General features: G+C 59.4%; 13 protein-coding genes. 12 read left to right on the top strand and 1 reads right to left on the bottom strand.

The window, feature by feature from the left end; genetic code table 11:
- The 12 genes from BQ7355_RS07070 (at position 1) to hflX (ending at position 12,063) form a co-directional block, all read left to right on the top strand.
- Entirely contained in the window at positions 1-498 is a 498-nt protein-coding gene (locus BQ7355_RS07070; protein ID WP_072415547.1) for a YajQ family cyclic di-GMP-binding protein, read from the top strand.
- Between the two features lie 39 nt (positions 499-537).
- Positions 538-1,881 (top strand): 30S ribosomal protein S12 methylthiotransferase RimO, encoded by a 1,344-nt coding sequence (gene rimO, locus BQ7355_RS07065; RefSeq protein WP_072415546.1) that lies wholly within the window; start codon positions 538-540, stop codon positions 1,879-1,881.
- A 4-nt stretch (positions 1,882-1,885) separates the two neighbouring features.
- Positions 1,886-2,539: a CDP-diacylglycerol--glycerol-3-phosphate 3-phosphatidyltransferase gene (gene pgsA, locus BQ7355_RS07060; protein WP_072415545.1), complete on the top strand. Its 654-nt coding sequence runs from the start codon at positions 1,886-1,888 to the stop codon at positions 2,537-2,539.
- A gap of 3 nt (positions 2,540-2,542) precedes the next feature.
- Complete coding sequence (locus tag BQ7355_RS07055) at positions 2,543-3,046, top strand: CinA family protein (protein WP_072415544.1); 504 nt, start codon at positions 2,543-2,545, stop codon at positions 3,044-3,046.
- Positions 3,047-3,396: 350 nt separating this feature from the next.
- The gene (recA, locus tag BQ7355_RS07050) at positions 3,397-4,503 is read left to right on the top strand and encodes a recombinase RecA (protein WP_072415543.1); all 1,107 of its coding nucleotides are present in this window, start codon (positions 3,397-3,399) and stop codon (positions 4,501-4,503) included.
- A gap of 12 nt (positions 4,504-4,515) precedes the next feature.
- The gene (locus BQ7355_RS07045; protein ID WP_072415542.1) at positions 4,516-5,187 is read left to right on the top strand and encodes a regulatory protein RecX; all 672 of its coding nucleotides are present in this window, start codon (positions 4,516-4,518) and stop codon (positions 5,185-5,187) included.
- A gap of 236 nt (positions 5,188-5,423) precedes the next feature.
- Positions 5,424-6,974 (top strand): ribonuclease Y, encoded by a 1,551-nt coding sequence (gene rny / locus BQ7355_RS07040; protein ID WP_072415541.1) that lies wholly within the window; start codon positions 5,424-5,426, stop codon positions 6,972-6,974.
- A 5-nt stretch (positions 6,975-6,979) separates the two neighbouring features.
- The gene (locus BQ7355_RS07035; RefSeq protein ID WP_072415540.1) at positions 6,980-8,065 is read left to right on the top strand and encodes an ATP-binding protein; all 1,086 of its coding nucleotides are present in this window, start codon (positions 6,980-6,982) and stop codon (positions 8,063-8,065) included.
- A gap of 77 nt (positions 8,066-8,142) precedes the next feature.
- Complete coding sequence (locus tag BQ7355_RS07030; protein ID WP_072415539.1) at positions 8,143-8,463, top strand: stage V sporulation protein S; 321 nt, start codon at positions 8,143-8,145, stop codon at positions 8,461-8,463.
- Between the two features lie 3 nt (positions 8,464-8,466).
- Entirely contained in the window at positions 8,467-9,825 is a 1,359-nt protein-coding gene (gene miaB, locus BQ7355_RS07025; RefSeq protein ID WP_072415538.1) for a tRNA (N6-isopentenyl adenosine(37)-C2)-methylthiotransferase MiaB, read from the top strand.
- On the top strand, positions 9,822-10,781 hold the full coding sequence (miaA, locus tag BQ7355_RS07020; protein WP_072415537.1) for a tRNA (adenosine(37)-N6)-dimethylallyltransferase MiaA: 960 nt from the start codon (positions 9,822-9,824) through the stop codon (positions 10,779-10,781). The genes miaB and miaA overlap by 4 nt, the downstream gene beginning before the upstream one ends.
- Complete coding sequence (gene hflX, locus BQ7355_RS07015; RefSeq protein ID WP_072415536.1) at positions 10,768-12,063, top strand: GTPase HflX; 1,296 nt, start codon at positions 10,768-10,770, stop codon at positions 12,061-12,063. The genes miaA and hflX overlap by 14 nt, the downstream gene beginning before the upstream one ends.
- On the opposite strand, the gene BQ7355_RS07010 is transcribed toward hflX, so the two are convergent.
- Positions 12,060-12,788, bottom strand: coding sequence for a heparan-alpha-glucosaminide N-acetyltransferase (locus tag BQ7355_RS07010; protein ID WP_240307345.1), 729 nt, complete (start codon positions 12,786-12,788; stop codon positions 12,060-12,062). The two genes, hflX and BQ7355_RS07010, sit on opposite strands and share 4 nt — an antisense overlap.
- Positions 12,789-12,790 lie beyond the last annotated feature (2 nt).

The following is a 12,790-nucleotide window of genomic DNA, read 5'->3' as shown; positions in this document are numbered from 1 at the left end:
ATGGCTAAGGATTCCAGCTTCGACGTCGTGTCCCAGGTCGACATGCAGGAGGTCGATAACGCCTACCAGCAGTGCGTTCGCGAGATCGCGCAGCGCTACGACCTTAAGGACTCAGGTGCGAGCGTCGAGCTCTCGAAGGCGGATGCCCTCTTCACCGTCAGCGCCCCGGCCGACTTCGTCGCCCGTCAGGTCATCGATGTCCTCAACTCCAAGCTCATCAAGCGCGGCGTCGACATCTCTGCCGTGAACTGGGATGCGCCTCAGGCTGCATCCGGTGGAAGCGTCCGCGTCGCGGGCCGCATCGTGGAGGGCATCGATCAGCCCACCGCAAAAAAGATCAACCGTGACATCAAGGACCTCAAGGCTAAGGTCAAGGTAACGATCGAGTCCGACAAGCTGCGCGTCTCGAGCGCTTCCAAGGATGCCCTCCAGCAGGTCATTCAGTTCTTGCGCGAGCAGGATTACGGTCAGCCGCTGCAGTTCACCAACTACCGATAAGATCGCCTTATCGTCCACGAGAGAGGTTGTAGCCGTTCCATGAGCCAAGCCAAACCGTCCATTCTGTACATCACGCTCGGTTGCGCGAAAAACGAGGTCGACACCGACCGCATGCGCGCCCTTCTCAACGCTGCGGGCTATGATGAGGCCCTCGATTCAGCTGAGGCCGATGCCGTCATCATCAACACCTGCTCGTTCCTCGCCTCCGCTTCCTCGGAGAGCATCGAGTGCACCCTTCAGTTGGCCGAGGAGGTGCATGACGGGGTGCGCTCGACGCCGATCGTCATGTGCGGGTGCCTGCCTTCCCGCTATGGCGACGACCTTCCCGATGAGCTTCCCGAGGTCGCTGCGTTCGTTCCCGCCGACAAGGAGGACGGGATCGTCTCCGTGGTGGACCGCGTGCTCGGACGCTCTGAGCGCATGGAGGTATCGGTCCCCGACGTCAAGCGCACCGTCGAGGGCGCCGTCGCCTACCTCAAGATCTCCGACGGCTGCGATCGGTTCTGCAGCTTCTGCGCCATCCCGTATATTCGCGGCCGTTACGCCTCCAGGGGCGCTGCCTCCATCCTCGCGGAGGCTCGCGAGCTCGTTGCCGGGGGCGTGCGCGAGTTGGTGCTCATCGGCCAGGACACGGGTATCTGGGGTACGGATTTCGATGAGTCGGTCGAAGGCCCGCGCACGCTTGCGGAGCTTCTGGTCGCCGTCGCGGAGGCGGTTCGCCCCGAACATGTCTGGATTCGCGTCCTGTACCTCCAGCCCGAGGGTATGACCCCTGAGCTCATCTCTGCTATCCGCGATACCCCCGAGGTGCTACCGTACATCGACATCCCGGTGCAGCACTGCTCGGCTCGCGTTCTCGCGGCCATGAACCGCTCGGGGTCCGAGGCGGAGCTTGATGAGCTCTTCTCACGCCTGCGCTCAGAGATCCCCGACATGGTGATTCGCACCACCTACCTGGCGGGTTTCCCGGGCGAGACCGATGACGAGGCCGCGGCGATGCTCGCCTTCATGGATCGTACCGGATTCGACTACACGAGCGTATTCGAGTATTCGGCCGAGGAGGGAACCCGTGCCGCGAAGATGGATTGCCAGCTCGATGAGGCCGTGAAGATCGAGCGGACCCAAGCGGGTATGGACCTTGCTGAGTCGCTCGGCTTCGCCGCGACCGCCGCGCGCGTCGGCACGACGGCCGATGTGATCGTCGACGGCGTCGAGGAGACCGATGACGGGCTCGAGCTTATCGGTCATGCATGGTTCCAAGCTCCGGACTGTGACGGGGCGGTCCATCTCGATATAGAAGAGGCCGCCGTCGGCGATATCCTGAAGGTTAGGTTTACCGACAGCTTCTGCTACGAGCTCGTCGGTGAGGTTGTTGAGGAGTAGTCGTATGGCCGTCAACGCCAAGGGCGAGGAGATCACCAGCATCTGGACGCCCGCCAATATCATCACGTGCGTGCGCATCGCGTTCATTCCGCTCTTCATGATCGCGAGCGAGGTCTCGTTCGCTGTGGCGCAGCAGTCTCACGATTCCTCGATGGCGACCGCCGCCACATGGGCGTTTTCCGCTTTCGTGCTGTACGTTCTTTTGAGCGCCACCGACAAGGTCGATGGGGACCTGGCCCGCAAGCGGGGCGAGGTGACGGACTTCGGCAAGTTTCTCGACCCCATCGCCGACAAGCTGCTCGTGTTCTCCGCACTGCTCGTCCTGCTCGAGCATGGCTATGTGAACGTGTGGTTCGTCTTCATCATCTTGTTGCGCGAGTTTTTGGTGAGCGCCTTGCGCATGGTGGCGAGCGCGAACGGCGTCGTCGTCGCCGCCGGTAAGCTCGGTAAATGGAAGACGGCGGTCACCATGGTGTCGCTTTGCTCCTATCTGCTCGGCGTCGCGCTTGCGTTTTGGTCTGCCGGCTCCGGCGTTTCTACGGTCGCCCTCGCCGTGCAGGTCGTTGCGCAGGTGTCTATGGTCGCCGCCGTGATTCTCACCGTCGTCTCGGGCGCCCAGTACTTCTGGAACCTGCGCCATGTCGTGTTCTCGGTGTAAACCGTGTGCGGCTGCGAGGGACATCTCCGCGACGAGCTCGATCTTGCCGCGCATGAGCTCGTCGATAGGTTCCGGGCTTCATCCAAGACCGTTGCGTTCGCCGAATCGCTGACGGCCGGGCTCACCTCATCTGCGGTCGGCGGCGTTCCCGGTGCCTCGCTGGTTCTCCGCGGCGGTGCCGTCACCTACGTCAACGAAGTGAAGGAGCGCGTTCTCGGCGTCGAGGCCGCAACCATCGCGGCCCATACCGAGGTTTCCCATGAGACCGCGCGCGAGATGGCCGTCGGCGCGCTCGGCCTCTTCGGAAGCACCTGCGCCGTGAGCCTGACCGGCTACGCGGGGCCCGGCGGCGGCACCGCCTCCGATCCGGTCGGTACGGTGTATATCGGTTATGCCACCGAGGGGTTCGTGACGAGCGAGCGCTTTGTCTTCTCCGGAGATCGCACCGCCGTGCGTCGGCAGGCCTCTTTGGCCGCGTTGAGGCTTGCCCTCCGCATCAACAAATGAGCCCGGTCTCTATCGTGGGCCCCGTTCGTTTGGCGGCTGGCGCCGTTTCTCATCTTATGGGGTGTCTGTGGCGGTTCGGATCGCCTTGCGGCACATCCGTCGTGCCGAGCGCATACCGTGCTCTATTTCTTTGAACCAGACTCGTCATCAGCGCGGCCCGTACCTGCGCCGTCGCCATGTCTGAGTACGGGGGTCTGGTTCTGGTTGGAGGTATCCTTCCGCTTGTCGCGTATCTGTTCGAGGTATCGTCACCGTTGAGACCGTCTTGCCCTTATGCTCTGAATGTGCCCTTGACCGCGAACAGCTGTTCGTCTACAGTATGGGGGCACTGAGACCAAGGGAGGAACGGCATGGCTAAGAGTTCAGGACCGGCGCGGCAGATCCACGAGCGCACGTATGGCGAGGAGCGCGACAGGATGGTTGACGCCACCAAGGCGGAGATCATCAAGAAATTCGGCGACGGATCGATCATGCGCTATGGCGACGGCGGGCCCGAGCTCGAGGTCGAGGCCATTCCGACCGGAGCGCTCGCGCTCGACGCCGCGCTTGGCATCGGCGGCGTTCCGCGCGGGCGCATCATCGAGATCTATGGTCCCGAGTCATCGGGCAAGACGACGCTTTCCCTTGAGATCCTTGCGGAAGCCCAGGCGCAAGGCGGTGTCGTTGCGTTCATCGACGCCGAGCACGCCCTCGATCCCACGTATGCGGCGCGCATCGGTGTCGACATCGACGAAGTTCTTATCTCTCAGCCGGATACCGGCGAGCAGGCTCTGGAAATCTGCGACATGCTTGTGCGCTCGGGTGCCATCGATGTCATCGTCATCGACTCCGTTGCCGCGCTCGTCCCACGTGCGGAGATCGAGGGCGAGATCGGAGATTCCTCGGTCGGTCTGCAGGCGCGCCTGATGAGCCAGGCTCTGCGCAAGCTTGCGGGTTCGCTCGCTAAATCCAGGACCACCTGCATCTTCATCAACCAGCTGCGTGAGAAGATCGGCGTCATGTTCGGCAATCCTGAGACCACGACCGGTGGTCGTGCGCTCAAGTTCTTTTCATCCGTGCGCATCGATATCAGGCGTATCGATAGCATCAAGCAGAAGGACGAGATCGTGGGCAATCGCGTGCGGTGCAAGATCGTAAAGAACAAGGTGGCGGCTCCCTTCAAAACCGCAGAGTTCGACATCATGTACGGAACGGGAATCTCCAAAGAGGGCTCGTTGCTCGACATGGGCGTCGATTACGGAATCGTCAAGAAGGCCGGTTCGTGGTACACCTATGGTGAAGATCGCTTGGGGCAAGGTCGCGAGGCCGCAAAGGAGTTCCTGCGCACCAATCCGCCGCTTTCTGAGGAGATAGAGCACCGCGTGCGCGTTGCGTGCGGACTTGATTTTGAAGACGAGCCTACGGGCGAGGCTGTTGATGCGGCCCTAATGGGAGATTCGTCTTCCGACGTCATGTAGTGGCCTGCGACCATGGACGTCATATCGTTTCATGTCGATCTTCCGAACGAGGCCGCCCGTGCCCGGGCGGCCTCGTTCGGCAGAAAGCCCATGGCAGCCGTATCGGTCGAGCTTGAGGATGGACGCATACGCGAGATCGTCGTTCCCACGCGAGTCGGTCGTTTGCTGCGCGAGGATCCCATCCCTCTCCCGATGGAAGAGGACGCTGCGTTCGATGCCGTGCATGCGCTCGAAGAGCGCGTCGCCTTCGCTATGGCGACTGAGATGCTATCGCGTCGCGACCATGCCGAGGCCGAGCTGCACCGCAAGCTTCGGCTGTATGGATTCAGGGAGCAAGAGATAGCTTCTGCTCTCGATCGTGCCCGGTCCCATAGATTCGTGGACGATCGTCGGTTTGCGGGCTATTTCATCGAGGAGCGCATTCGTCGAGGCTGGGGTCCCCGTAAGATTGCAGCCGAATTGAAGTTGAAAGGTATCGACATCTCTTCGATCGAGGGGTATCCCGAGAGGTTTTTCCCCGACGGAAGAGAATTCGAGCTCGCGTTAGACGTATTGCGCCGAAAGCGCGTTCCGGACACCAAGGCCTTCGAACGACTGGTGCGGCATCTGTTGAATCGGGGATTCGACGGCTCCGTTGCCCGTCGAGCCGTTTCGCAAATTCTGGAGGCGAACGTGGAGGCATAGGTTCCAGGGCTTGCCGCCCCGTTGCACTTGAACCTGTTTATCGTGCGCGGTGTTTGACAGAAGTACTATGTAAACGTAGGATTAACATGTCATTTGTTATGTGATATGCGCTCATCATCGATGAGATTGAATTTAGATAGTTTCACTTTCATATTGGGTGACCATACCCTAGCAAATGTCGAGCACGTCCTTCGCGGCGTGCCGTTTTGTCTGAATACTACAAAGGAGAACACAGCATGGAATTCGTCTTCGGTATCGTTGGCCTCCTGATCGGGGCCGCCGCTGCCGTGTTCGCCATGCGCAGCGCCAAGAACGGCAGCCTCCGTGAGGCCGACTCGAAGATTCAGTCGGCTCATGCGGAGGCCGAGCAGGTTATCGGCGATGCCAAGCGGACGGCAGAAACCCTTAAGAAAGAGGCGCTGCTCGAGGCCAAGGAGGAGATCATCCAGGGCAAGCAGGCCGCCGAGGCCGAGGAGAAGCAGCGCAAGCGCGAGCTTCGCTCTCTTGAGAACCGCGTTATGCAGCGCGAAGAGAGTCTCGATCGTCGCAACGAGGCGCTCGATAAGCGCGAGCACCAGCTTTCCAGCCAGGCCGGACAGCTCGATAAGCGTTCTCGCGAACTTGATGAACTCATGTCGAGGCAGACTTCCGAGCTCGAGCGCATCTCTGAGCTGACGCGCGACGATGCGCATCATGAGCTTCTCGACAAGGTCCGCGGTGAGGTCACCCATGAGGCCGCCGCCATCATCCGTGAGTCCGAGCAGCAGGTTCGCGCCGAGTGCCACAAGACTGCTCAGGAGATCATCTCCCTCGCCATCCAGCGTTGCGCCGCCGACCATACCGCTGAGGTCACCGTCACTTCGGTCCATATTCCCTCGGATGACCTCAAAGGTCGCATCATCGGACGCGAAGGCCGCAATATCCGTACGTTCGAGCAGGTTTCCGGCGTCAATCTCGTCATCGACGATACGCCCGAGACGGTCGTGCTGTCCAGTTTCGATCCGGTTCGTCGCGAGACCGCTCGCGTTGCGCTGGAGAACCTCATCGCAGATGGCCGTATCCATCCGGCGCGCATCGAGGAGATGTACCACAAGGCCGCCGATCTCGTTAACCAGCGCGTTCGCGAGGCGGGCGAACAGGCCGCCTTCGATACGGGGATCCATGACCTGCATCCTGAGATCGTCAGAACCCTGGGCGCTCTGCGCTATCGTACCTCCTTCGGGCAGAACGTCCTGCAGCATTCGCTCGAGGTTTCCGAGCTGTGCGGAATCATGGCCGCCGAGCTTGGTGTCGACGTCATGACCGCCAAGCGTGCCGGCCTGCTTCATGACCTCGGAAAGGCCATCGACCATGATGTCGAGGGTCCCCATGCCGTCATCGGTGCCGATCTTGCCCGTCGTTACGGCGAGAAGCCCGTTATCGTCCATGCTATCGAGGCCCATCACGGCGACGTCGATCCTAATACCGTTCTTGCAGTTCTCGTTCAGGCCGGCGATGCCATTTCTGCATCCCGTCCGGGCGCCCGTCGCGAGTCCGCCGAGAATTACATCAAGCGCCTTGAGAAGCTCGAGGAGATCGCTAATTCTCATGACGGCGTCGAGCGTACCTATGCCATGCAGGCCGGTCGTGAGGTCCATGTCATGGTTCAGCCTGACAAGATCTCTGATGCCCAGTCCACGGTTCTGGCGCATGACATCGCTCAGCAGATCGAGAACGAGATGGAGTATCCCGGTCAGGTGCGCGTTGTGGTCATTCGCGAGAGTCGCGCCGTCGATATCGCCAAGTAGCCGCTATGGGCGATTCGCGTGAGCTCATCTCGTTCATCGCCTCCATGACAGGTGAGGGAAACCTCCGTGTCGAGGAGAATCTTGGTGAGGGCTTCGTCAAGCTTCGTGTCTCGGAGGCCGAGCGGCGCCAAGCGAAGCACGATATTCAGCATGTTGAAGATGTCGTTATCGAGATGCTGCGCAACGCTCGTGACGCCGGTGCCTCCAAGATCTATGTCGCCATGCAGAAAGAGGAGGGTGTGCGCACCCTCCTCTTCTTTGATAACGGCTCAGGTGTTCCCGAGGATATGCGCGAACGCATCTTCGATGCGCGTGTGACCTCGAAACTCGAGACCATCAAAATGGATCGATGGGGCGTTCACGGTCGCGGCATGGCTCTGTTCTCGATTCGTCAAAACTGCATGGTCGCTCAAGTTGTGGCATCCGGCATGCAACTCGGTAGTTCGTTTCGAGTGGTCGCGGACACCTCGTCTCTCTCTGAGCGCACCGATCAGTCGACGTGGCCGTCGGCGGCGCGTGGGGACGACGGTGTGGTGGTCTGCACCAAAGGTCCGCACAACATCATTCGCACGGCATGCGAGTTTGCCCTCGAAGAGCTGCATGGATGCGATGTCTATCTCGGTTCGCCTACCGAGATCGCCGCGACGCTTTATGCGCATGCCTCATCATCGGTCGAGGCGAGTACGTATCTTTTCACCGACGACCCCGAGGAGCTGCCCGTCATCGACCGACTCGGGTATGCTGCCGATGCGTCTGATTTTATCGCCATCGCCCACAGCATCGGCATCGACGTTTCCGAGCGGACCGCCCACCGCATCTTGTCGGGTGCTCTTCAGCCCCTTAAGAGCGTGTCCTCGCGGTTGCTTCGTGAGCGCGGCGCGACTTCGCGCAAGCCCGTCTCCGTCGATCTTGTTCGCGATCGCCGCGGTCTGAAGATCTCATCCGAAGACCTCGATCGATTCACTCGATCGGTTGAAAAGAGCTTTTCCGATCTTGCTGACCGATATTACCTCAGCTGTCCTTCTGAGCCCAAGGTTCGTGTTACGCGTGATCGCATAACGATCAGCTTTGATATCGGCAAAGATGACTGACGCTTGCCCTCCTCTATCCCATAGGATATTGTTTTGAGCAGATTAAATGCACTACACACGCTGGAGAAATGGTACTCATGGAATTCCTGAAGGTATCGAGCAAATCTTCGCCCGCTTCCGTTGCCGGCGCAATTGCGGGCATGGTTAAAGACGGCGTTCCCGTTAACATCCAATGCGTCGGGGCGGGTGCCGTCAACCAGGCCATTAAAGCCGTGGCCATAGCTCGCGGTTTTCTCATTCCGACGGGTTTCGACATCTCGTGCGCACCGGTATTCTCCGATATCCTCATCAACGGCGAGAGCCGCACGGCTATCAGGCTTTCCGTCTATGTTCATTCGATTTCAGCCCATTCCGGTGATGCGTTCGATATCGCCGACGATAATCTTCGAGTCGGGTAGGTTATGCAGAATTCCATTCTCAACGGCAAGACGTATTTCATCCGCACATTCGGCTGCCAGATGAATCTTCATGACTCTGAGCGCGTCAGCGGTCTTCTTGATTCTCTCGGGTGCCTGGAGGTTTCTGGTCCCGAGGACGCCGATATCGTCATCTTCATGACGTGCTGCGTCCGCGAGGCTGCAGATACGCGCCTGTACGGCCAGTGCTCCTCTTGCAAAAGTCTTCCTGCGCCCCCATCCGGTCGACGTGTCGTAGCCGTCGGCGGCTGCATCGCGCAACGCGACGGTGAGGGCCTGCTCAAGAATCTTGACAACGTCGACGTCGTCTTCGGCACCGATTCCATCGCGCACGTCGGTGATCTCATTGCCGACGTGTTCGAGAGCGGTGGCAGCCGCGTGCGTTGCATCGAGGGGGATACCGGGGTCGCTACGGATATGCCCTGGCATCGTGCCACCAGCTACCATGCCTGGGTGCCCATCATGACCGGATGCAACAACTTCTGTTCGTACTGCATCGTTCCATATGTGCGCGGACGCGAGAAGAGCCGTTCGTTTGAACAGATCGTCGACGAGGTCACCGGGCTTGTACGGGCTGGTGTGCGCGAGATCACGCTGCTTGGTCAAAATGTAAACTCCTACGGACGTGATAGCTTTGGCTCTCCACGCTTCGCCGAACTTCTGCGCGCCGTCGGCGAGACCGGGGTTGAGCGCATCTTCTTCACTTCCTCTCACCCCAAGGATCTTCTTCCCGAAACGATCGATGCCATGGCTGAAGTTCCTTCAGTCATGCCGCAGCTCCATCTTGCTGTTCAGTCCGGCTCCAACCGCATTCTTAAGCTTATGAATCGCAAGTACACGCGCGAGCACTATCTTGATCTGATCGAGCGCGTCCGTGGCCGGATTCCGGATATCGCCCTGTCTACTGATATCATCGTCGGTTTTCCGGGTGAGACGGAAGAAGACTTCGAGCAGACGATCTCCTTGGCCCAAGAGGCTCGGTACGCCCAGGCATTCACCTTCATCTATTCGAAGCGTGCCGGCACGCCTGCAGCCGAGATGCCCGATGACACGCCGCGCGAAGTGATCCTCGAGCGCTTCAACAGGCTCGTCAAGGTCGTTGAGGGCACTGCATACGACTTCAATCAGAAGGACCTTCATACGAAGGTTCCCATGTTGATCGAGGGCACCTCCAAGAAGGATCCCGGCATGCTTCAGGGCAAGAGCCCCAAAAACCAGACGGTCCATGCTCCTGTTCCTGCCGGCGCAAATCCTGCGGAGCTGCTCGGCCGTATCGTCGATGTCGAGGTCGATACTGCCAAGACCTGGTATCTCTCGGGCTCCATCGTGGGCGACATGAGATGATTGATTCTCTTGAGGCGGCGCTCCCCGGTCCCGTTGTAGCCATATTGGGGCCGACTGCTGTCGGGAAGAGCGCTGTTGCCGACGAGCTCGCACGTCGCATGCACACCTCTGTCATCTCTGCCGATGCGATGCAGGTGTATCGGGGGATGGATATCGGTACCGCCAAGACCCCTGTGGATGAACGTCTGGTTCCATTGCACATGGTCGACGTCGTCGATGTCGATGAGCCGTATTCAGCCGCATTGTTTCAAAGGGACGCTCGTCGCCTGATCGATGATCAGCTAGCTTCCGGCCTACTTTCCATACTTTGTGGAGGCACGGGGCTGTATGTTCGCGCCGTGCTTGATGAAATGGAGTTTCCCGCCGGAGAGGTGGATAGCTCGAGCCGTCGTGTTTATACCGAGCTTCATGAACAACTGGGTGATGATGGTCTGTACGCGCTGCTGCGCGAACGGGACAGCGAGAGCGCCGCGCTCATCCATCCCCATAACAGCCGCAGGGTTATTCGTGCTCTGGAGATGCTCGATGAAGGCGTGTCCTATGCTCAGCAGGTCTCCGGTTTCTCGCGCCCGCGGGCGCATTACCGTTCGGTTCAGTTCGCGCTGAGCATGGATCGCGAACGACTGTATGGGCGCATCGACCGCCGAGTCGATAGGATGCTCGAACAGGGTCTCGTCGATGAGGTTCGTTCGCTTCTCGAACGGGGTCAGGGCGATGCGCTCACGTCGCGTCAGGCGATAGGATACAAAGAAATCATTGATTGCCTTGAGGGGCGCTGCACGCTCTCCGAATCCGTCGAGACGGTCAAGCTCAGGTCGCGGCGCTACGCAAAGCGTCAGCTTTCCTGGTTTAGACGGGATTCCAGGATTCAATGGCTTGATATGGATCGCCTCTCTGTTTCTGAGGCTGCTGGTCTCATTCAACGTGTTCTAGAGGACGACCATGTCGGCTGCTAGCTTCATCTCCACCGCTCCTGTTTCGGAGCGCGCCGTTCTCGTTGGAATTGAGTGGCGCAACTCTATTTGGCCAACCGAGCGCTCCCTCGATGAGCTCGAACGTCTCGTTGAATCCGCGGGTGCTGAATGCGTAGGTCGTTTGACACAACGCCTCGATCGTCCAGTGCCCAGGTCTTTCATCGGTTCGGGCAAGGTCGAGGAACTCGAGGCTTTGGTTGAGCGTCTTGATGCGGATGTCGTGGTCTTCGATGACGACTTGACCCCTTCTCAGCAGTCGTTTCTCGAGAAAAGCGTTGGCCGGTCCGTGAAGATTATCGACCGCACCGCGTTGATCCTCGACATCTTCGGCCTCCGAGCTCGCTCGAGAGAAGGCCGGCTTCAGGTCCAGCTCGCACAACTTCAATATCTATTACCTCGTCTGCGCGGTATGTGGAGCCATCTTGCTAAGGAGCAGACGCGTGGCGGAATCGGAAGCCGATTCGGCCAGGGAGAAAGTCAGCTTGAAATTGACCGTCGTCTTATTCGCGACAAGATCTCCTCTTTGCGACGCGAGTTGAAAACCGTCGAGCGACGCCGCGAGGTTCAATCGAGGTCGCGATCCGAATCCCTTGCGTTTCGCGTAGCCCTTGCCGGCTATACGAACGCTGGGAAATCCAGCATCCTTAATGCACTCACAGCGGCGAATGTGGAATCTGCCGACAAGCTCTTTGCGACCCTTGATCCGACAACGCGGACGCTCTCGCTTCCCGGTGGCAGACGGCTCACGATTACCGATACGGTCGGTTTCATCCAGAAGCTGCCGCACGGTCTTGTCGAGGCGTTCAAGTCAACACTCTCTGAAGTGCTGTCCGCCGATCTCATCATCAAGGTGATCGACGCCGCTGATGACGATGCCGATAGGCATATCGAAGCAGTAGATCGCGTTCTATGCGAGATCGGTGCCGGTGAGCGCCCAGCGATCACGTTGTATAACAAAGTGGACATGCTCGATTCCGAGCAGCGCAGCTATCTTCAGGCCCGGCATCCCGATGCGGTTCTATTCTCGGCTGCGACCTCTTGGGGACTTGAGAGCTTGCTCGATCGCCTGTCCACGGAAGCTACTCGCTCCGATACGCTCATGAGCTTGATGATCCCCTACGCGCAAGGCGATCTGCTGAATTTGCTGCGTACGTATGGTGACGTCATCGCCCTTGATTACCGCTCTGATGGAGCAGATGTCGTCGCGAGGGTTCCTGAGCGCATCGTCGGCCGTATCAGGCGCTATGAAGTAACCGATCGTTAGCCGACGATGAATTCAAATGCTATGAGTAGCACCGGTTGGTGAACGACATAGCACGCCAAGGCGTGTCGTCCAAGTACCGTGAGAGGCGGAAACCAGTCTTTTCTGAGCCATTCCGGACTTTCTGACTGATTGCTTCTTGTGTGCGTGCACGAGGCGAAAACGCCTGCTGCGTACATGAAACCGTAAGGAATGAGCGGATAGTAGTCGCCCGACGAGAACGTTAGCCCGGGAAATCCGAGCCATGCCATGCCCTCTAAGGGATATACGGAGCACGGCAACGGTGACGTCAGCATAAACAGGGAAAGACTGACCGCCATCATGAGCAGCGGATGCTCGCAGCGTCGAACCGCTGGGACCGCGATGGCGGCAAGGGCGGTCGAGGCGGCCATGCAGTACATGATGCCGAACGATATGGGAGTATCGACCGCCGCCACGGAGGTCGCAATCCATATGGCCAAGGCAAGCGCGCCGTACTTGGCGGCGCGCTTGACGTTATTGCGCGATTGGCTAACCATCCATCCGGCAAGGAATAAAAACGTCCAGCTGATGGAGGAGCGCCAGATTGCCTGCAGGGGCGTGCCGGCAAACCAAGGCAAACTGAATCCATAGATGTACGCGGCGTCGTAGCACGCATGGAAGGCAATCATGGAAAGGATGGTGAAACCGCGAAGCGTGTCGAGCGCGGACAGGCGCACGCGAGGCTGCTCGGAGGTGGGCTGAGCCATGG

It is taken from the genome of Collinsella phocaeensis (genome assembly GCF_900119895.1).
Taxonomy (GTDB): domain Bacteria; phylum Actinomycetota; class Coriobacteriia; order Coriobacteriales; family Coriobacteriaceae; genus Collinsella; species Collinsella phocaeensis.
This window is presented reverse-complemented; position numbering and strand designations above follow the sequence as displayed.